Origin of the sequence: uncultured Gemella sp., from assembly GCF_963519265.1 — a bacterium.
In the GTDB taxonomy this organism is placed as follows: Bacteria; Bacillota; Bacilli; order Staphylococcales; family Gemellaceae; genus Gemella.
In genome coordinates, this window is sequence record NZ_CAUQNQ010000024.1 from 1 (window position 1) to 21605 (window position 21605).

Annotated in this window: 15 protein-coding genes and 1 pseudogene; 4 read left to right on the forward strand and 12 right to left on the reverse strand. The window is 33.1% G+C overall.

Features of this window, described 5'->3' with window-relative positions; translation table 11 throughout:
* A pseudogene (locus tag RWN11_RS04080) lies at window positions 1-200 on the forward strand (FAD-containing oxidoreductase); the annotation flags it as partial.
* Window positions 201-408: 208 nt separating this feature from the next.
* Complete coding sequence (locus RWN11_RS04085) at window positions 409-1608, forward strand: dicarboxylate/amino acid:cation symporter (RefSeq protein ID WP_314160513.1); 1200 nt, start codon at window positions 409-411, stop codon at window positions 1606-1608.
* A 513-nt stretch (window positions 1609-2121) separates the two neighbouring features.
* On the opposite strand, the gene RWN11_RS04090 is transcribed toward RWN11_RS04085, so the two are convergent.
* The 11 genes from RWN11_RS04090 to RWN11_RS04140 all read right to left on the reverse strand — a co-directional run bounded on the left by RWN11_RS04090 (window position 2122) and on the right by RWN11_RS04140 (window position 17083).
* Window positions 2122-3186, reverse strand: a complete 1065-nt coding sequence (locus RWN11_RS04090) for an endonuclease (protein ID WP_314160514.1) — start codon at window positions 3184-3186, stop codon at window positions 2122-2124.
* A 92-nt stretch (window positions 3187-3278) separates the two neighbouring features.
* The gene (locus RWN11_RS04095) at window positions 3279-4172 is read right to left on the reverse strand and encodes a DMT family transporter (protein ID WP_314160515.1); all 894 of its coding nucleotides are present in this window, start codon (window positions 4170-4172) and stop codon (window positions 3279-3281) included.
* Window positions 4173-4650: 478 nt separating this feature from the next.
* Window positions 4651-6456: an ABC transporter substrate-binding protein gene (locus RWN11_RS04100; RefSeq protein WP_314160516.1), complete on the reverse strand. Its 1806-nt coding sequence runs from the start codon at window positions 6454-6456 to the stop codon at window positions 4651-4653.
* A 365-nt stretch (window positions 6457-6821) separates the two neighbouring features.
* Window positions 6822-8624: an ABC transporter substrate-binding protein gene (locus RWN11_RS04105; protein WP_314160517.1), complete on the reverse strand. Its 1803-nt coding sequence runs from the start codon at window positions 8622-8624 to the stop codon at window positions 6822-6824.
* Between the two features lie 540 nt (window positions 8625-9164).
* Window positions 9165-10967 carry an ABC transporter substrate-binding protein gene (locus RWN11_RS04110; protein ID WP_314160518.1) on the reverse strand — a complete coding sequence of 601 codons (1803 nt, stop codon included), beginning with the start codon at window positions 10965-10967 and terminating at the stop codon, window positions 9165-9167.
* A 452-nt stretch (window positions 10968-11419) separates the two neighbouring features.
* A complete protein-coding gene (gene tnpA, locus RWN11_RS04115) occupies window positions 11420-11884 on the reverse strand; it encodes an IS200/IS605 family transposase (RefSeq protein ID WP_314160519.1) in 465 nt (154 codons plus the stop codon).
* A gap of 195 nt (window positions 11885-12079) precedes the next feature.
* Window positions 12080-12985, reverse strand: coding sequence for an ABC transporter permease (locus RWN11_RS04120; protein WP_314160520.1), 906 nt, complete (start codon window positions 12983-12985; stop codon window positions 12080-12082).
* 14 nt (window positions 12986-12999) lie between these two features.
* On the reverse strand, window positions 13000-13965 hold the full coding sequence (gene opp4B / locus RWN11_RS04125; protein ID WP_314160521.1) for an oligopeptide ABC transporter permease: 966 nt from the start codon (window positions 13963-13965) through the stop codon (window positions 13000-13002).
* Complete coding sequence (locus RWN11_RS04130; RefSeq protein ID WP_314160522.1) at window positions 13965-14897, reverse strand: ATP-binding cassette domain-containing protein; 933 nt, start codon at window positions 14895-14897, stop codon at window positions 13965-13967. The genes opp4B and RWN11_RS04130 overlap by 1 nt, the downstream gene beginning before the upstream one ends.
* On the reverse strand, window positions 14890-15894 hold the full coding sequence (locus RWN11_RS04135) for an ABC transporter ATP-binding protein (RefSeq protein ID WP_314160523.1): 1005 nt from the start codon (window positions 15892-15894) through the stop codon (window positions 14890-14892). The genes RWN11_RS04130 and RWN11_RS04135 overlap by 8 nt, the downstream gene beginning before the upstream one ends.
* Window positions 15895-16267: 373 nt before the next feature.
* Window positions 16268-17083, reverse strand: a complete 816-nt coding sequence (locus RWN11_RS04140; protein ID WP_314160524.1) for an MBL fold metallo-hydrolase — start codon at window positions 17081-17083, stop codon at window positions 16268-16270.
* Between the two features lie 492 nt (window positions 17084-17575).
* Between RWN11_RS04140 and trpB the strand changes: the two genes are divergently transcribed.
* A complete protein-coding gene (gene trpB, locus RWN11_RS04145; RefSeq protein WP_314160525.1) occupies window positions 17576-18784 on the forward strand; it encodes a tryptophan synthase subunit beta in 1209 nt (402 codons plus the stop codon).
* Window positions 18785-19357: 573 nt separating this feature from the next.
* Here trpB and RWN11_RS04150 read toward each other — a convergent pair.
* Window positions 19358-20671: an amino acid permease gene (locus RWN11_RS04150; protein WP_314160526.1), complete on the reverse strand. Its 1314-nt coding sequence runs from the start codon at window positions 20669-20671 to the stop codon at window positions 19358-19360.
* Between the two features lie 422 nt (window positions 20672-21093).
* Between RWN11_RS04150 and RWN11_RS04155 the strand changes: the two genes are divergently transcribed.
* Window positions 21094-21198, forward strand: coding sequence for a putative holin-like toxin (locus RWN11_RS04155; protein ID WP_314160527.1), 105 nt, complete (start codon window positions 21094-21096; stop codon window positions 21196-21198).
* The last annotated feature ends 407 nt before the right edge of the window (window positions 21199-21605 follow it).

The following is a 21605-nucleotide window of genomic DNA, read 5'->3' on the forward strand; positions in this document are numbered from 1 at the left end:
GTGGATTATTCCGTGTAACTGTAGACAAAGACACTAACTTAATTCTTGGAGCTACACTATTCGGTAAAAACTCAGAAGAAATTATAAACTTAATTAAAATGGCAATTGATAACAAAATTCCATACACTTATATCAGAGATCAAATCTTCACTCACCCAACAATGGCTGAGAACCTAAACGATTTATTCAAATTAATCTAATAACTGTAAAAGGCTTAAAATCTCAATAATAATTTGAGGTTTTAAGCTTTTTTTTGTTTATTTCAATAGAATTGCTACTCCGTACTTTCATAAAATTTTCAAATAATTAAAAAAATATGTCTATTCCCCTTTACAAATCAAGGCTTTTCTTGTATAATGTACACATGTCTTTTTAAAAAATACAATAAATGAAAAAGGAGATCGGACAATGAGTTTATATAAAAGAATTCCATTAATAGCAAAACTTATTATCGCTGTAACATTAGGGATAGTTTTAGGAAGTACTCTACCAACGTCAATTATTAGAGTTTTCGTAACATTCTCGTCTATTTTCAGCTCATTCTTAGGATTTACAATTCCTCTTATTATCGTAGGATTTATCGTACCAGGTATCAGCCAAGTGTCAAACAACGCTGGTAAATTACTTGGATTATCAACAGGGGTTGCTTATATTTCTACAATTATCGCAGGAACATTCGCATTCCTATCAGCTCAAGCAGTATTACCAAGTATACTAGCTAACGCTACATTACAATCATTCAAAAATCCAGAGGATTTATTATTAAAACCTTTCATCGAGTTTAAAATGGCTCCGATTTTTGATGTTACTACAGCGCTTATTATCTCATTCATCTTAGGAATCGGGATTTCAGCAACTCAATCAGAAGGACTTAAACAAGGATTCGCAGATTTCGGAGAAATTATTGAAAAATTACTTGCTACAGTAATTATTCCACTCCTTCCATTCTACATCCTAGGTGTATTCATGAACATCACAGCTTCTGGTGAAGTATTCAAGATTTTAAAAATCTTCGCTATGGTATTCGTAATTATCATTATTATGCACGTAATAATCATTATTATCCAATACTTCGTAGCTGGAACAGTTAACGGTAGAAATCCATTCAAGATGCTTGTAAACATCTTACCTGCATACATGACAGCAATCGGTACTCAATCATCAGCTGCTACTATTCCAGTGACACTGAAAAGTACTAAAAAAATGGGTGTTGATAAAAATATCGCAAACTTCACTATTCCATTATTTGCGACTATCCACTTATCAGGAAGTACAATTACATTAACTACATGTGCATCTGCAGTATTCTGGTTACAAAACGGTGCTGCATTCCCATCAGCTGCAGTAATGATTAAATTCATCTTATTACTTGGAGTAACAATGGTAGCTGCTCCTGGTGTCCCTGGTGGAGGAGTTATGGCCGCTCTTGGATTATTACAATCAGTTCTTGGTTTCAACGAAATCATGTTATCTCTAATGATCGCATTATATATCACTCAAGATAGCTTTGGAACTGCATGTAACATTTCTGGAGACGGAGCTTTATCAGCAATCGTTGATAAACTAAACAAACTATTCTTCAAAAAAGACGCAGAACAAAATGCATAAAAAACAATCCCACAAACATAGGTTTGTGGGATTTTTCATATTCAATTAATTAGAGACGTCTCGTACCACAATCAAAAGAACAAGTGTCTATAGGATCTACTTTACTAAAAAGAAATAACTGTTCTTTATAATTTTGAAGATTTTTTGCTATACAATTTCATCTACTGTTTATAGTAGCTGCAGTAAAACATATAGTTTTACTTAGAAAGGGAGTGACTCAAAAATCATGATTTCGTAGAAATGAGATTTTGTCGAGTCACCCCCGCAAAGTTTATTAGATATCTAAAGAGCTTTTAAAAAGCGAATTTAGATATCAATAAACCACTGCGTCTATGAGTTATAATAGACATTTTTTAAAATTTAGAACTTTTGAATCAACCATTTTATCCGGAAAGTCCTTTTGCAATGCAAAAGAATTAAAGGCGTCTAAAGCTACATTAAAACAGTAGGTTATCGAATAATACTTAACAAAAAGCGACTCTTTTAACTTAATTCAGAGCCACTTCCTTTATTCTATTTCAATTTATATCTTAGTTTTACCGGGTTATGATCACTATATCTATACTCTTGATTTAACGTCTCTACTTCAAGTACTTCTATATTATCACTAGCAATATATCCATCGATAATAAAGCCATAAGTACCTTCACTATCTTTCACATAAGGTTTATTATTAAGTCTCGCTGAATTTTTACTTTCATCATACACTAAGTTAAATCCTGCAGGTAACATACTCTTATCTAAATTCTCAGCACGCCATAATTCTTTTGGAACAACGTTAATTTCATCTTGTGTTAAAGTTTTTAACGACTGATTAAAATCCGCTCCAACAAGGATATAATTACCTTTTTTATACTCATAATCAATAAATTCAAGAAGTTGTTTCATCTGAGCTTTTTTTCCAGAATTACCTTTATCATAAGCATCCAAGTGAGCATTTATCAATACTAGGTGTTTATCACTATTTTCTACTTTTGTATAAATAACAGAAAATCCACGTTTTAAATTAGCTAGTCTCTCTGGGAATGTGAATGGAATCGCCATTTGGAATCTTCTTGCGCTCTCCACGTTGAAACTAGTCGCAGTATAGATACCACTCTTAACCTTCCCTAACGGCGGTACTGGATAAGGTACATATCTAACCTTGAAATTATATGCTAAAATACTATTTAAGCCAAGTATTTCATCGAATTTAGTAACCTGGTTGATATTGTAGCTACGTTTTGAATCTTCATCTATCTCTTGAATAAAATTGACATTAGCTTTTTCGTTTTTAACAATCTCTGTAATATTCTTTAGATTTTCTTCAACATGAGCTTTATCAAGTGGTAGAACCATCTTTCCACCATCCATAAAGAAGTCTTCATCTTTATCAAGACCAGCATAACCTATATTCCAGTTAAGAGCTGTGTACTCTGTTCCTACCTTAGCACTTTCTGATGTACCTTGTTTAGTTACCTTTAAACTCTCAACTCCGTTTGGACTATATTCTGTAGCCCATAAATATCCAACTAATCCTGCAAACCCTAAAATCCCCATAAGCAATAATCCTAATACTATCTTTAATATTTTTTTCATCTTTAACCTCATAAAAAATAGAAGGAGCAAGGAAATCTATTTATAAATCATGATTTTCAAGCTGCCCTCCACTAAATTTCATTATAAATTGTTTAATTACTCTTTTTGTCACGTAGTTGTGAAACTATAATACCTACAAAGACAATAAGCATACCTATTCCTTCTCTTATACCTATATGTTCACCAAGAATAAGCACTCCACCTATCGCAGCTACAACTGACTCTAAACTCAAGATTAGCGATGCTGTGTGTGGTGGAACATCTTTTTGTCCTACAATCTGTAAAGTATAACCTACCCCACTAGAAAGTACCCCTATCGCAAGTAACGGCCAAATAACGCTCATTATGTCCGCAAAAATTATTGTCTCTTTAAAAACAGCTAATACTAAGCTTAGTACAGATACTACGACTAATTGAACGATAGATAAGAACATTGAGTTAACTCTAACAGCTGAATAATCAATAACTATTATATGAATCCCGAATAGAACCGCACTGATTAAGACGATAATATCCCCCATCTCTAAAGCAAATTCTTCTTTTACCGATAAGAAATAAAAACCAATTACAGATAAAATTAATCCTATAATAAAGAATTTGTTAAGCTTATTACCTAAGAATACCCCGATAAATGGTACTATACAAATGTATAATACTGTAATAAATCCAGCTTTACCTGCAGTTGTCATCCCGATACCTATTTGCGAAATATACATTGCGAAAAATAATACTATTCCACAGATACCACCAAGTATCCACCTTTTATTTTTTGTTATTGGCTCTGCCAAAATCTTGGGGTCTTGACTTCTATACAAACTTGGAATCAGAAGTGCCACAGCACCAAGAAATACTACTGCGATTACTGATCTTATACCTACAACTGTAAGAGGTCCAAGAACCTTACTCGCAATATTTTGCCAGATAAAAGCCAATCCCCAAATAATCGTAACAATTATTAACAATAACTCTGAAATAAATTTTCTCATTAATACACCTTTCCTATAAATTTTTATAAATTTTAAAATTCTAAAAGTATTCCCTATCATAGCGATAAATACAATATACTTTTATAATTTTATACGTTATTTACAAAAAATTCAACTGTTAGCTATCACATACGACAACTAATATTTTCTGTTAATCCTCAAAGTAAGGAAGTGACTCAACAATCGCGATTTCATAGAAATAAGATTTTGTTGAATCACTTTACACTGTGATTTACTAGATATCTAAATGCTTTTTTAAAACGAATTTAGATATCTATACACCACTGCGTATATAGGTTCTCATATAAAAATATAGATCTTTTTGGGTACCTTAACCTGAAACTAATTTTCAACTGAAACTCAGGTTTGAAATTTTCCAATGATTTTATTAAACATTTTAAATATTTCCTAAGAAATACTAATAACCTAAAAAACGACATAGACAACCAAAGTTATCTATGTCGCATTTTAATTTTTATTATTTAGCACCTTCGTTAGCTGTTAACTCAATGTCATAAAGTTTGAATTGGTTTTTCTTAGCTTTAGCTAAATCGTATGATTTAACACGTTTGTTGAAGAATGTGATACTTGTATCCCAGCTTAATGGGAAGAATGGTAATTCTTCAGCTACTTCTGTGTCAAATTTGTTGTAAGCTGCTTTTAATTTAGCTTCGTCGAACATATCTGCTGATCCTTGAGCTTTGAAGCTGTTTTCGAATGCTTCAGTAGTGTAGCGGTATAAGTTTAATGGAGCTTTTTTACCTAGTAACTCTTGACGGTTAGGGTTTGTTCCAAATTGCCATGCAGCTTGGAAGATATCGATTGATGGATCGTCTGCTTGTACACGTTGAGAGAAGTCTTTTGGAGACATAAGTTTTCCATCTACTAATTTAACATCTAATCCTACTTCTTTCCAAGATTTAACGAATACGTCAGCTAATGCTTGGTCATATTCAGCACCTGTGTTACGGATTGCGAAGTTGAATGAAAGTTTATTTCCGTTTTTGTCTTCACGTAGTCCGTCACCATCTTTATCTTTATATCCTGCATCATCTAATAATTTTTTAGCTTTTTCTACATCTTTTTTAGCTGCAGTCGCATTTTCGTTTACTAATTTACCTACAGCTGCCGGGTACATACCAGATCCAGTTGGAGTGAAACGTAATCCTTTGAAGATTTTTTCATTGATTTGGTCACGGTCAACTGCATATAGGAATGCTTGACGTAAGTTTTTGTCAGCTAATTTAGAGTTAGGATCAACTACGTTTTCTCCCTTAGCTTTGTCGAATTTACCTAGTTTAAATCCAACATATGACATGTAACGAGAAGCTTCTCCTAAGAATGTTCCGTTCTTGATATCTTTAGCTCCTTCGTAAACACTTGGAGTAACGCTATCGATATAGTCAACTTCTCCATTTTTGATTACTTGGCTTGCTTGAGCTGGAGCTACTGTTTTGAACTCGATTTTTTTAAGTTTCATCTTATCTTTATTGTAGTAGTGAGGGTTTTGTTCTGCAAGAACACTTTCTCCATTTACTACTTTAGTGATGTAGTAAGGACCATATGATAATGGTTTTTTGTTTAAGTCTGCTTCAGCAAATTTAGCGAAGTCTTTAGAGGCTTCTTCAACTTGTTTAGCGTTTAAAAAGTCAGTAACTAAACCTTGACCCCATAGTAATGCTGGACGTACTTCTGTGTACTTAAGTACTACTGTTTTGTCATCTTTAACTTGAAGACCTGAGATAGTTTTTGCTTTTCCAGCATGGTATTCTTTCATACCTTCGATTAATTCAAATGATTCGTTGTAACGAGTGTTTGTAGTGAATTTAGGGTTACCCATAAGTTCGTATGTAGCTACGATATCTTTTGATGTGAATGCTTCACCGTTACTCCATTTAGCACCGTCGTGGATAGTTAATGTAACTTCTTTTTTCTCACGATCTAAGTGGAATTTAACCGCTGCATCAGCATCATCTTGGACAACACGTCCCTCTTCATCAGCAGGGAATGTTCCACCCATAACTGCTTGGTTTACGTATTGATCTTCTGCTTTATCAGAGAATACTGGGTTCCAAAGACCTGTTAATGGCTGAGCTGATAAGATACCATATTTTAATGTAGCACCATCTACAGCTGATCCACCGTTATCAAAACTTGTTTTAAATTCTACTTTTGCTTTAGGAGCGTTTTTGCTTCCAGAGTTACTTGATGTTGAACATCCAGCTAAAATTACTGAAAGAGCCATCGCTGAACTAAATACTTTTAGAAACTTATTCTTTTTCATTTTATTTCCTCCATGATATATAAAAACTTATTTTCAATTATTTATGAAATAAGTTTAACATTATTTTAAAAATAAGTCAAGCAAATTTTCAGAAAATAATAAAAAAATAACAAAATTCTTTTTTGAAATTTCTGTTCGTTTCTTTAAAAACATAAATTTAATATCAATAAACTATCTTATAAATTATTATTTATAAAACGCACATATCTTTTACTTTACTTACATATCAAGGATATTCAGCATCCATAAACTAATTATTCTTTTCAAAATTTTGTCAAATTGACATATTTATTTTCTTATATAAAAAAGGACTACTCAAATTGTTTCTTGAGTAATCCTTATAAACTTAATATAAACTTTTTAAATTATCCTTTAGCACTATCCTTATTAGTAAGCTCTAATGCATATAGTTTTTGTTCACCATAAGCGTATTTTTTAACATCGAAGTTTTTGATACGTTTATTTACCCATGTGATATCTGTACTCCAGCTAAATGGTAACCAAGCAGCCTCTTCTGCAAAGTCTTTATCGAATTTCTTGTATGCTTCTTTTCGCTTAGCATCATCTAACATTTCTTTAGAGTTGATTGTTTCTAAATCTTTTTTAAGCACATCACTCATATATCTTTGATAGTTAACTTTAGCTTTATCGCTTAATAAACGTGCTGGGTTCGGATTCGTACCTAAGCTCCACGCCCCTTGGAATAAATCGATAGACGGATCGTCACTTGTTACACGTTGTGTCCAATCTTTTGATGACATTAGTTTTCCATCAGCTAGTTTTACATCTAGCCCTACTTCTTTCCATGATTTAATGAATGCATCAGCAAGAGTTTGATCATAGTCTTGACCTGTATTACGGATGGCGAAGTTAAATGTTAATTTTTTACCATCTTTATCCTCTCTTAATCCATCTCCGTCAACGTCTTTAAGTCCCGCTTCATCAAGAAGTTTTTTCGCTTTTTCTACATCTTTTTTGTATTTGAATCCATCTTTATCGTAATAATCTTCTGAACGTGTTGGGTAAATACCTGAGTTTGTAGGTGTGAAACGAAGTCCTTTGTAGATTTTTTCATTTAACTGATCCCAGTCTACCGCATAACCGAATGCTTGACGTACACGTTTATCCGCTGCTTTTGCGTTTGGATTTACTTTAACTTCATTTTTCTCTTTATCCCAAGTACCTAGCTTAAATCCTACATATGAAATATAGAAATCTGGTTGTCCTAGTAATGTTCCATTTGAGTAGTCTTTTACCGCGCTCCATACATTTGGAGTTACTTGTGACATGTAGTCAATTTCACCATTTTTAATTACAGAGCTTGCCTGAGCTGGCGCAACTACTTTGAATTGGATTTCTTTTACTTTTACATCATCTTTTTTGTAGTAATATGGATTTTGTTTAGCAAGTACACTCTCTCCATTTACTACTTTATCTAAGTAGTATGGACCGTAAGATAATGGTTTTGTATTTAATTCCGCTTCTACAAATTTGCTGAAGTCTTTTGATGCTGCAGCTACTTGATCTTTATTAAGGAATGTTGTTATGAAGCCACTTCCCCAAAGAAGAGCTGGTTTTACATCTTTATATTGAATAACTACTGTTTTATCATCTTTTTTAGTAAGACCTGAGATTTTTTCAGCTTTACCTTCGTGATAATCCTTTAATCCTTCTATTGTTTCAAATTCGCTCTTATAACGAATATTGTCTTTATACTTAGGGTTAGCCATAAGTTCGTATGTTGCGATAATATCGTCCGCAGCTACATCTTGATTATTACTCCATTTTAAATCTTTACGGATAGTAAGTGTTACCTGTTTTTTATCCTTATCTAAATGGAACTTAACAGGTGCGTCTTCATCATCCTCTTTTAATTTATATGAATGATCAAAAGCGAATGTGTGTGCCATAGTATCTTCCATTACTGCATTGTCTGTTGCTTGTAGGTGAAATACTGGGTTAAACATACCTGTTAGTGGATCAGCACTTAAGATACCAACTTTTAGCACAGAATCACTTACTGCACTTCCACCGTTATCAATAGATGTTTTAAATTCTACCGCAGGTTTCCCATCTTTTGATGATTTTGATGATGTTGAACATCCTGCAAGAATGATTGATAGTGCCATTGCTGAACTGAATACTTTTAAAAATTTATTTCTCTTCATTTTTCCTCCAATATAACTCTAGTTTGTTGATAATTAAAAATAACAAAATTTAAGACGAAGTATCCTTGCTACATTAAAGTACGATACTTCGCCTTAAATCTATGTAAAATAGTAGCTCTACATATTTTATTAAGAATATGAGTATGACTTAAAAATTATAATTTCAGAAAGATTGATTTTATAAAGCCATCCCATCAAAGTTTAATAATATCTAAAAAACTTTTTAAAAGTAAATTTAGATATTACTAAACTCCTGCGTCTATGAGTTCTCATATAAACTTTTTTAAAATTTAATATTTTGGGTTATCCCCTCGTTAATTAATTCTCTATTTAAAAAGTTATATCTATTTTTTAATTAATATTTCTATAATATAAACTGTATATTTATATTTTCAAAGTTGAGAGGGCTTCAATCAAAATATTCTATGAAATTCTAATTTTCCATCCCTCTCAAAATTAATTGAAAATAAAATGAAATATAAGTTTATTAGGGGGAAATTCAACTAAGTGCCCTTAGCCAAATCTCATTCCTAAACTAAATTAATTTTTTGCTGGTGCATCAGCTGTTAACTCTAAACTGTAAACATTTTGTTCACCAGTTTTTAGTTTCGCTAAATCAAGTGTTTTAACACGTTTGTTAACCCATGTCATTTGTTGTTGCCAGCTGAATGGTAACCAAGCAGCTTCTTCTCTGAATTGTTTATCGAATTTTTGATATGCTTCTTTAAGTTTAGCATCATCAAACATATCACTACTTCCCATTGCATCTAATGATTTTTGTAGTTCTTCAGTTGTGTAACGTTGTAAGTTAAGTGGTGAAGTTTTTCCTACTAATCCACTTGGGTCAGGGTTACTTCCTAATCCCCAAGCTCCTTGGAAGATGTCGATTCCTGGATCATCTGCTTGTACACGTTGAGACCAGTCTTTAGATGACATAAGTTTTCCATCTACTAATTTAACATCTAATCCTACTTCTTTCCAAGATTTAACGAATGTATCAGCTAATGTTTGGTCGAAATCTTGACCTACGTTACGGATAGCGAAGTTGAATGTAAGTTTTTTACCGTTTTTATCTTCTCTTAATCCGTCTCCGTCAGTATCTTTAAGTCCTGCTTCATCAAGAAGTTTTTTCGCTTTTTCTACGTTCTTAGTATATTTTTCACCGTCTTTGTTGTGGAACATTTTAACGATTGGTGGATAGAATCCAGAACCAGTTGGTGTGAAACGTAATCCTTTATAGATTTTTTCATTGATTTGATCCCAGTCTACTGCATATCCAAATGCTTGACGCACTCGTTTATCTGCAGCTTTTGCGTTTGGATCTACTTCTACTTCACCTTTTTCTTTGTTGAATTTACCTAGTTTGAATCCAACATAAGAGATATAGTAATCAGATTCTCCTAAGATTGTTCCGTTCTTAGCGTCTTTAGTACCATCCCAGATACCTGTAGTTAAACTATCCATTAAGTCTACATCACCGTTTTTAAGAACAGCACTTGCTTGAGCTGGTGATACTACTTTGAATTGGATTTCTGGAATTTTCACTTCAGATTTTTTGTAGTAATAGGGGTTAGCTTTCGCTAATACACTTTCCCCGTTTACTACTTTATCTAAATAATATGGTCCATAAGATAATGGTTTTTTGTTTAAGTCTGCTTCAACAAATTTAGTGAAGTCTTTTGATGCAGCTTCTACTTGAGCCTTGTTTAAGAATTCTCCGATGAATCCATTACCCCATAATAATGATGGCTTAATTTCTTTGTACTTAAGTACTACTGTCTTGTCGTCTTTTTTAACTACACCAGAGATGTTTTTAGCTTTTCCATCATGGTACTCTTTCATACCTTCGATTACTTCGTATTCATCACTGTAACGAACGTTTTCTGTATACTTAGGATTCCCCATAAGTTCATAAGTCGCAACGATATCATCTGCTTTTACATCTTCTCCATTACTCCACTTAAGATCCTTATGGATAGTTAATGTAACTTCTTTTTTGTCACGATCTACGTGGAACATAACCGGTGCTTCTTTATCATCTTGTTTTTGACGGTTTGCATCGTCAAGTGGGAACGCTCCTGCCATTGTATATTTCATTACATCATAATCTGTTGATTGTAAATAAAATACTGGGTTAAACATCCCTGTTAGTGGATCTGCAGAAGCAATACCAATTTTAAGTTGTTGGCCACTAAGTGCATTTCCACCATTGTCTACAGCTGTCTTGAACTCGACAGCAGCTTTGCTTCCTTTAGAATTGTTACTTGCGCTTGAGCATCCTGCAAGTAACATTGTGAGAGCCATAGCTGAACTAACTACCTTTAACATTTTTTTCTTTTCCATTATCTTATCCTCCATGCTGTATTACATACAGCCTTTCTTTAAAATATTTATTTTTAGCAATTATAACAAAAAATCTCATACTAGTCAAGTAATTGTCAGAAAATTTTACAATGTTTTTTTAATTTTCACTGAAATAAGATTTTATATTTACCAGAAATCTAAATCTAACACTTGAAATTTATGTAGTAACACACGAAATTTAAGTTTATTTTACTATGATAATCAAGATTTTTATTTTCAAACTTATTTATTTAACATCTTTTAAATTATAATTCTATAACAATGAAATTGGATATTATTTGTAAATAATATTTTATAAATAATAATGATCACCCCTGAAAAGGGGTGGTTTTCTCTGTGGGTATAACTAACACGCACCTCAAGGCGCTGGCTTTCACATTCGTTCAAGCCCTATTGTATTTTGACGCCCGCTACCCGTTAAACGGGTTTATCTATTTTTTCTTATTTCCAAATGGATTTGTATATTCTTTTGTTGTCAGTTTGTCTATTGCAATGTCATGCGATTCTTGTTCTCTGATATATTTTCTTATTGTACTTTCATTTAATCCTACAGTATTTACATAATATCCTTCTGCCCAAAACTTTCTATTTCCATACTTATATTTCAAGTTTGAGTGCATATCAAATATCATCAGTGAACTTTTCCCTTTCAGATATCCCATAAAACTTGATACACTATATTTTGGCGGTATTGATAGCAGCAAATGTATATGATCTGGCATTATATGTCCTTCTATTATTTCCACTCCTTTATACTTACATAACCTTTTTATTATATCTACTATATCTCGTTTATATTGATTAAATTCTATTTTTCGTCTATACTTAGGTGTAAATACAATATGGTATTTACATAACCACTTTGTATGCGATAAACTATTATGTTTATTTGCCATAATTAAAATCATCCTTTCTTTTTTTGAGCTTGAACTACTCTTATTTTATCAAGAAAGGATGATTTTTCAATTGTTTAACCCTTGTCTCTCACCCGCATAGCGGGTGGTTTTTTGTTTCGGAGACTTCACCTCCTCAACTGACTAAAGTCATTAATAATAAAGGTCATGTAGAAAATCTCTACATGACCTTTAAAATTATAATCTTTGTCTAGCATCTAAACTACGTCTTAATGCTCCACCGATAGAGTTGATACATAATACAATAATTAAGATCGCAAGGGCTGCTGGCAGCCAGATGTACATTTTGTTAATAAGTACGTCTGCATCTTTTGCATAAGATAACATAGTACCGATACTTGGTGTTCCTGCTGGAAGACCGAATCCAAGGTATGTTAAACCTACCTCGATACCCATATTAGCCGCTAATGATAGCGTAGCTTCTACGATAATGATAGAACTAATGTTAGGTAAGATTCCTTGTAACATGATTTTCCAATCAGGTGTTCCCATTGTTTTTGAAGCTAATACGTAATCACGACGTGATTCTGATAAAGCTTTACTACGTACTAAACGAGTAGAACTCATCCACGCGAATGCTGATAAAATCAAGATGAACAGTACTAGACCGTAATCACGTTTGATACTTACGAATACGATAATTACCATTAAAGTTGGGATAATTACCATAAAGTCTACTAAACGCATCACAATATTATCGACACGTCCACCGTAATATGCAATAACTAAACCTACAGCAGTACCAAATCCGATAGTTATAACCGTTACTGCTACTGCGATAAGAATTGAGTTAAGCATTCCCATCATTAACCATCCAAAAACTGAGTGACCACCTACGTCTGTACCTAATAAGAATCCGTCCTCACCAGGTTTTAAGAAAATATTTAATAAATCTACATCAAAGTAAGTGCTATATACACCACTGACACGGATATAAATATTGAAAAGTACTACAAACACTAAAATTGCACTTAGTGTAACCAGGGCTGTAAGCGCCCCTTTGTCTTTTTTAAACTCACGAGCTACAACTGAAAACCCAGAAGGAGTTTTAGTTATAACTTTTTCTTCTTTTGCTTTTGTCATTGTTCAACTTCCTCCTAGTCCAATTTAATACGTGGGTCTACAATCGCCATAATAATATCACTTAATGTACTACCAAGCAGTGTTAAGAATCCAGAGAATAACATTAATGTTGTAACAACACTATAGTCTCTATCTTGAATACTTTGGTAGAACAGTTGCCCCATTCCTGGGTAACCGAAGATTGTTTCTACGAAGATACCACCACTGAATAATCCAGTAATAGAGAATCCGAAGAAGGCTGCGATTGGTAAAATAGAGTTTCTGAAGATATGTCCTGAGTAAACTTTTTTAACTGGTACACCTTTAGAACGAGCTGTTTTTACATAATCACTTTGTTTCGCATCGATAACTTCATTACGTAAATATTGAACAGTCGATACTGTTGATAATAACGCTAAACAGATACCTGGTAAAACTAAGTGTTGCAGTTTATTGATATAGTATGAAAATGTTCCTGGATCAAGGTTAACATCTACAGATCCACTTGTTGGGAACCATCCTAGACCGAAACCGAATACAGCAATCATAAATAAGTATAATACGAATGATGGAATCGCTAAGAAGAAGAAGTTATAAAAGTTTACGAACTTATCGAATTTAGAACCGTTATAACGCCCTGCATACATCCCCATAGGAATTGCGATTGCATACATAATTACCGCTGTAAATAATGACAGGTTAAATGTATTAAAAATTCTTTCTCCAAGAAGAGTTCCTACTGACTTACCAGTAGTGTAACTTAGTCCGAAATCCCCATGGACAAAGTTATTCAACCAATATAGGTATTGATGGTACCAAGGCTCATAAAATCCACTCGCTTGACGAATAGCTTCAATTTGCTCTTGAGAAATTTTTGGGTTTTCTGCTAAACCACTGAATGGGTCCCCAGGCATAAGTTTAGCTAGACCAAACACTAGTACACTAAGGATGAATAACTGTGGTATCATTACTAAAAATCGTTTTAAAACTACTTTCCACATTACACTTCTCCTCCTTTCATTGCTACATAGTGTGTTTCTGTTAATTTCTTAAGTGGATATACTCTTCCATCTTTATCGAAGTAATCGTTATAATGTTTTTGATATTCTTCTTCAACAGCTTTTCTTATTTCTTTTACTTCTTTAGCTTTGTCTAAGTTAGTACTTGGAATAGCCGCAATAAGACGTTTTGTATAAATGTGTTGTGGATTATTGTAAATATCTTCACGTGTTCCACGCTCTACGATTCGACCACGGTACATGATATAAATATAATCACACATGTGTTTAACAACCCCAAGGTCATGAGAAATGAATAGATAACTTATATTAAAGTCTTTTTGAATCTTCTTCATGAAGTTTAAAACCTGTGCTTGAACCGAAAGGTCAAGAGCTGACACTGGTTCGTCAGCTACGATTAGACGAGGACTACATGCAATCGCACGCGCAACCCCGATACGTTGACGTTGTCCACCTGAGAATTCAAATGGATATTTGTACATAGCTTCTTCACCCATACCAACGATGTTTAGAAGTTCTAACACACGTTTTTTAGTATCTTCTTCAGATAAGCTATCAAAGTTACTAATTGGCTCTGCGATAATATCTATAATACGCTTCTTAGGATTTAAACTAGACATTGCATCTTGGAAAATCATTTGAACATCGCGATTATATTTTAGTTTTTTACGAGCTGCTTTCTTAGTAACATCTTCTTCTTTATAGATAATTTGTCCATCAGTTGCTTTTTCTAAACCTAAAACAACTTTACCTACAGTAGTTTTTCCACTACCACTTTCTCCTATTAACCCATACGTTTTCCCAGCTTCAATCTCAATATCAACACCATCTACCGCGTAAACATGGTCTTTAATTGTATTGAAAAATCCACCACGAATAGGATAATGCACTTTTAGATTTTCAACTTTAAGCATTGTTTTCCTCCCCTTCAAATTCAAAGTTTCTGTAACATGTACAACGTACATGGTGTCCTTCTTCTACTTCATGTAGAGTCGGATTATGTTCGTGATGTTCGTCTTTAAGCCAAGGAATACGATCAGCAAAACGACATCCTTGTCTATCTAAAGTTTTTAAAGATGGAACCATCCCTTGAATAACGTAAAGTTCATCACTAGCGTCTTCATCATCAAGTTGAGGAATACTACGTAATAAACTACGTGTGTAAGGGTGCTGAGGATTTTTAAAGATTTGCTCCGCAGTTCCAATCTCTACCACCTCACCAGCATATAATACAGCCACTCTATCCGCCATTTCAGCAACTACCCCAAGGTCATGCGTAATCAGGATAATTCCGGCTTGCATTTCTGATTGAAGCCCTTTAACAAGGTCTAAGATTTGCGCCTGGATTGTAACATCTAGAGCTGTTGTTGGTTCGTCCGCGATAAGAACACTTGGTTTACAACTCATCGCCATCGCTATCATTACACGTTGACGCATACCACCAGATAATTCATGTGGATACTGTTTTGCACAACGTTCAGGATTTGGAATACCAACTTGTGTTAATAATTCAATAACACGTTTTTGTCTTTCTTCTGCACTTAATTCAGTATGATAAATTAGAGCCTCTTCAATTTGTTTCCCAATTCTGTGTAGTGGGTTTAATGAAGAAAGCGGATCTTGGAATATCATCCCAATATCTTTTGTTCTAATTTTATTCATTTCATCTTCTGTTAAATCTAGTATGTTTTTCCCTTTGAAAATAATTTCTCCAGTAGACTTCGTTAGATTTTCATTGTGAAGACGCATTATTGTTGTCGCTAATGTCGACTTACCACAACCACTTTCTCCAACGATAGCCAAAACTTCGTTTTTATAAAGGTCTAAACTAACTTTATCAACAGCGTTAAAATAATCATCTTTGATTCTAAATGCTGTCTCTAGATTTTTAATCTCTAATAGTTTTTCCATTCGCCTATCTCCTTCCAATAACATTACTCAATAAATTAATACAATTTTAAACTTTATTTCATTTATTTTCTTTTTTATCTTATTTTATTATAAATCATAACTTATTTTGTTATCTGTAACTTTTTTCATTAATCATAACTTTTTAAAAAACTACATAATACTATATTATAAAATTTTTAGAAAAAAAGCAATAAAAAAATAAAAATTTGGCACTAAAAAACTAGAATTTTCTGAATATTTACAGAAAAGCCTCTCATTTTCATATAAAAATTATTCAATATAACAACTCATTTAATATAGTAGAAAAAAATAAGATCAACTTCTAAAGATAATTCTTTGAGGGACATTTTTTATAAGTTGACCTTATTTCTTATTATATTTCTATTATCTTAGTTGGAATTACTGGATCAGTATCCATTATAATTATTTTATCATTACAATCGATAGTTTTATCAGCTTCCAAAATACAATCTATATCCTTGTTCTTAAGCGTCATATCCGCTGCCATACGAGCTAATTCCTTCGTATTGTTTTGCTCACTTAGGTGGGCTAAGAAGACATTTCTCGTATTATCTCCTACTATTTTCGTTAAATAATTGGCAGAGTCTGTATTTGACAAGTGCCCCATATCTGATAGAATACGCTGTTTCGTCGTCCACGGATAAGGTCCACTAAGCAGAACATTCTCCTCATGATTACTCTCATAAACAATTGTATGAGAGTCCTTCACATAATCAATCATCTTGTCAGATACATATCCCGTATCCGTAAGAATACTAACCCTTTTTCCATCACACTCAAAAGTATAAAATTGCGGATTAATCGCATCATGACTAACTCCAAAACTATTAACTACCACATCATCAAAAATTTTACTTTCCTCTTTTTCAAAATGAAACTTAAGATCCGAGCTGATTTCACCACATTTCGTCATATTCTGCCAAGTAAGGGCATTGGCATATACAGGAATATTGTACTTTCTCGCTAGTACCCCTACTCCTTTAATATGGTCAATATGCTCATGTGTTACAAAAATTGCATTTATATCTTTAATATCTCGCTCAATTTTCGCTAAGTTCTCTACTACTTTTTTCCCAGTCAGTCCAGCATCTACTAAACATCTAAAATTATTGTGCTCTATATAGATACTATTTCCACTACTACTGCTGGCTAATACCGATAATTTCAAATTGCACCTCCATACCTGATTTTTTCACTTTTCTATTATATCACTTTTACAGCGGTTTAGGTAGAAAGAACTATCGCCTTGAACATTCCTAATCATCTCTTAATATATTTTAAGTAAACACTCCTTTAGAATCTTGTTACAATAGGCTACTCTTGTAAATTGTCAGAAAAATTTAAAAAATTACAAAAAAAGACTTGCATTCTAAAAAAATAATGTGTATAATGAATACAACAAAACGAGAAGGAGGAACTACAAATGAAACAAACAACAACTTTAAAATCTTGGCAAAACTGGCGTAGATAATGTTGTGTGTATGTTTTTATGACGTAGACGCAACTTTAGTGTACTCTAAAAAGTGTCTATGTCGGCTGTAGAAAAATCGTTTTAAATTTTGCAAAAGGGTCGTATAGAATTCTATACGGTCTTTTCTTTTTGGGGTAAAACAAAAAATTATACAAATCTTATAAACCATTCGAAAGGAAATAAACAATTATGACAAACTTAGAAAATAACTTAAACAACTTAAAAGGATACTTTGGAGAATTTGGGGGAAGCTTCGTACCTGAAGTTGTACAAAAAGCTCTTGATGAACTAGAAGCAGCTTATGATAAATACAAAGATGATGAAGAATTTTTAGCAGAATATGCTCATTACTTAAAAGATTACTCAGGACGTGAAACTCCACTATACTTCGCTGAGACTTTTACAAACCACCTTGGGGGAGCAAAAATCTACCTTAAACGTGAAGATTTGAACCACCTTGGAGCACACAAACTAAACAATGTTATCGGACAAATCTTACTTGCAAAACGTATGGGTAAAAAGAAAGTTATCGCTGAAACTGGAGCAGGTCAACACGGTGTAGCTACAGCTGCTGCCGCTGCGAAATTCGGTATGGAATGCGAAATCTACATGGGAGCTCTTGATGTAGAAAGACAAAGATTAAATGTATTTAGAATGGAAATGCTTGGAGCAAAAGTTCACGCAGCTCAAGAAGGAGAAAAAACTCTTAAAGAGGCTGTTGACGCTGCATTCAAAGCATGGATTGAAAATATCGACGATACTTTCTACGTACTAGGATCTGCAGTAGGACCTCACCCATATCCTACTATTGTAAAAGACTTCCAAAAAGTTATCAGCCAAGAAGCAAAACGTCAAATCCTAGAAAAAGAAGGTCGTCTACCTGACTTAGTAGTAGCTTGTGTAGGTGGTGGGTCTAACGCAATAGGAGCTTTTGCTGAGTTCATCCCTCATGAAGAAGTAGCATTACTAGGAGTTGAAGCCGCTGGACGTGGTCTTGATACAGATCGTCACGCAGCAACACTAACACTTGGTACTGTCGGTGTTGTTGATGGTATGAAAACTTACGCATTATTCAATGAAGATGGTTCAGTAAAACCTGTTTACTCAATCTCTCCAGGATTAGACTACCCTGGTATTGGACCTGAGCACTCATTCCTAAAAGATGCAAAACGCGCTGAATACGTAAGTGCAACTGATGATGAAGCTGTTGATGCTTTACTTCTATTAACTAGAACAGAAGGAATTATCCCTGCAATCGAAAGTTCACACGCACTTGCAGAAGTAATCAAACGTGCTCCAAAACTGGATAAAGATAAAGTAATTATCGTTAACGTATCTGGACGTGGGGACAAAGACGTAGCCGCAATTGCAGACTACTTAGAAAATAGAAATAAATAACAACAAAACATCGCATACTAGCTTTTCTAATATGCGATGTTTTTTTCAAAAATTACACCTTTATAACATTAAATTTATAAGTAAAAATTACTATAATTAACAAGTTAAAAACACTGATATATCAACCCTTGTAAATAGTTGATTATCTATATTTAATTTGATATAATCAAAGTCGGAGAGAGAAGTTGGAGAGTGTAAAGCTTCCGGTATGGATGGTGGCTACTTTTCTATGGAAGGAGATGGTGCTTATGCTCATAAGTAACAGAATCTGGAAGAAAGGAGTAGCAAGTTGTCTGCGTTTGAAATTATACAAACTATTATAGGTGTAAATCTTTTGATTTCAACTGTAGTTGGTGTATGTATCTCAGCACTTAAAAGAGACAATAAAAAATAACCATCTTTATACTTTGACCGGTTAAGATGATTATTTTTTATAATTCTTAATTAGAGTCACCGTCTTTAAAACGGCTCTCTCTTTTATAGCTTTATTCTAACATAAAAAAATATATAACGCAATAAATAATATCAAAACATCGCATACTAGATTTTCTAATGTGCGATGTTTCTTTTTTATTATTTTTTAAATTTTTTGTGTAATTCTGTATAGAATAATAATCCTATTAACGTTAAAGCTATTCCTCCCATAGCTAATGATGTTTGTGAGATTAAAGTACTTACTAAAGTATAAACTCCACCAAGAATAGCTATTATAGGAACAATCGGATATAACGGAACTCTATATGGTCTTTCTAATTTTGGTTCTTTTTTACGTAGTATAATTACCGCAAGGAATGTTGCTGTGTAGAAGAACCACATTACGAATACTAATAGATCTGTTAACATATCAAAACTACCTGTTAACATCATTAAGAACGCTATTACTAAAAGTAATAATCCTGCATTGACAGGAACTGCTCCTTTATTTAACTTCGTCCATACATTTTTAAATGGAATCTGTTCACTTTTTGCCATTGCATAAGGAACACGAATCCCAGCCATTGAAAAACCGTTAATTGCTCCATATACACTAATAAGTATACCAATCGTAATAATTTTACCACCAATACCACCGAACAACTTAGCAGCTACTTCACTGGCTACAGTTTGATTACCTGCAACATGATCTAATGGTAAAGTCATAAGGTAAGCTACATTTATAAGTACATATACAACCATAACAACCGCAAGCCCTAGGAAAATCGCTCTTGGTAAATCTTTTTTAGGATTTTTTATCTCTCCTGCCATACTTCCTACGTTAGTCCACCCTTCATAGGCAAACATCGCAGCAAGCAAAGCTCCTCCTAGTCCACTAGCAAACGAAATATCTTTCCCCGCTTCTATAGGGAATAATTGCAACGGTTGTGAGTCAGTTTGAAATAATCCAAATGCAATAATTACTATTAATGGTATTAATTTACAAATAGTAGCTACAGTCTGAATCGTTCCTCCGATTTTCCCACCTAAAAAGTTTAGAAACATTAACGATGCTGCTGCAGCAATGGCTATAGGAAGATGCCAAGTCTTATCTAAGTTTAATAAATCTAAAACTTGTGTAGAGAAGATAACCGCAAGAGCCGCTATCATCGCAGGGAAATAAATCACCGACTGAGCCCATCCTAATAAGAATGCTGCAGTTTTCCCATAAGTTCTTTCTATCCAAACGACCATCCCACCAACTTCAGGAATAGATGCCGCAAGTTCCGCAACGGTAAGACCGGCACAGATAGTAATAATACCAGCAAGAACCCATGCTAGTAATCCTAGACTCATCGTCCCTGTAGTTTTATAAATAACAGCAGCTTTAAAAAATACACCTGCTCCTATTACTGAGCCTATTACCGTCATAAAAGCCGGCATAAAGCCTATCGTCCTTTTTAGTTCATTCATTAAATAATCTCCTTATTTTACAGATTTTTTATACCTAATTATAACCTTTTATACACTAAAAAGAAAAAAGAAAAGACTCAAAATTTGAATTTTTTGAATCTTACTTCTAGTTCATTAAAAATAACACTTTTCTAAATATATAATTAAATTTTATATATTTATATTTTATTTATTTTGTATACGATAATTATTTCCATATATAATTGTCATTTTTATATAATTTTTACTATTATTAACTATATTAAAATAATAATATTAATTCCTTAAAATCATTGATAATCACTAATTAATCTGATATAATCAAAAATGGAGGGTGAAGTTAGAGATAGAAATATCTTGTTAAAGATGGCGACTACAACTTTACGAAAGGGGATGATGCTTATGCTCATAAGTATCACAATCTTGAAGAAAGGAGTAGACTTTTGTCAGTATTTGAAGCATTACAGCTAATGATTAATTTCTCTGGACTTATTGTCGCAATATTAGCATTAGTTGTATCTATAATCGTACTTAAAGACAAAAAATAACCATCTTTATACTTTGACACTTTAAGATAGTTTTTTTTAAAACTATTTTTCTTGAGTCGCCGTCTTTTAAGTTAGTCGTTTATTTTTCAAAGTCAAAGACTGAAGAAAAATATTACGAATAATTTATACTACGACTACTATAATTTCTACGAACGCAGTGAGTTAAGAAATTATTAGTAAAGTCAGTGCAAACGGCTCTCTCTTTATGATTTTATTTTAACATAAATATAAAATAAGTGCAATGAATAAATAATACTACAACTAATTTTATGAATAGTCATCTTAGATACACAAAACACACCACATACTAGATAATCTAATATGTGGTGTTATTATATTTTATATTTTCTACTTCCCAAATAATAATTTGAAGAAGTTTAATTTTTGACCATATCTTAATGTTGCTA

What these genes read in the sequence shown, in the direction of transcription:
- RWN11_RS04085 (WP_314160513.1), top strand. Translation starts at nt 409, where the DNA reads ATGAGTTTATATAAAAGAATTCCATTAATAGCAAAACTTATTATCGCT.
- RWN11_RS04090 (WP_314160514.1), bottom strand. Translation starts at nt 3,186, where the DNA reads ATGAAAAAAATATTAAAGATAGTATTAGGATTATTGCTTATGGGGATT.
- RWN11_RS04095 (WP_314160515.1), bottom strand. Translation starts at nt 4,172, where the DNA reads ATGAGAAAATTTATTTCAGAGTTATTGTTAATAATTGTTACGATTATT.
- RWN11_RS04100 (WP_314160516.1), bottom strand. Translation starts at nt 6,456, where the DNA reads ATGAAAAAGAATAAGTTTCTAAAAGTATTTAGTTCAGCGATGGCTCTT.
- RWN11_RS04105 (WP_314160517.1), bottom strand. Translation starts at nt 8,624, where the DNA reads ATGAAGAGAAATAAATTTTTAAAAGTATTCAGTTCAGCAATGGCACTA.
- RWN11_RS04110 (WP_314160518.1), bottom strand. Translation starts at nt 10,967, where the DNA reads ATGGAAAAGAAAAAAATGTTAAAGGTAGTTAGTTCAGCTATGGCTCTC.
- tnpA (WP_314160519.1), bottom strand. Translation starts at nt 11,884, where the DNA reads ATGGCAAATAAACATAATAGTTTATCGCATACAAAGTGGTTATGTAAA.
- RWN11_RS04120 (WP_314160520.1), bottom strand. Translation starts at nt 12,985, where the DNA reads ATGACAAAAGCAAAAGAAGAAAAAGTTATAACTAAAACTCCTTCTGGG.
- opp4B (WP_314160521.1), bottom strand. Translation starts at nt 13,965, where the DNA reads ATGTGGAAAGTAGTTTTAAAACGATTTTTAGTAATGATACCACAGTTA.
- RWN11_RS04130 (WP_314160522.1), bottom strand. Translation starts at nt 14,897, where the DNA reads ATGCTTAAAGTTGAAAATCTAAAAGTGCATTATCCTATTCGTGGTGGA.
- RWN11_RS04135 (WP_314160523.1), bottom strand. Translation starts at nt 15,894, where the DNA reads ATGGAAAAACTATTAGAGATTAAAAATCTAGAGACAGCATTTAGAATC.
- trpB (WP_314160525.1), top strand. Translation starts at nt 17,576, where the DNA reads ATGACAAACTTAGAAAATAACTTAAACAACTTAAAAGGATACTTTGGA.
- RWN11_RS04150 (WP_314160526.1), bottom strand. Translation starts at nt 20,671, where the DNA reads ATGAATGAACTAAAAAGGACGATAGGCTTTATGCCGGCTTTTATGACG.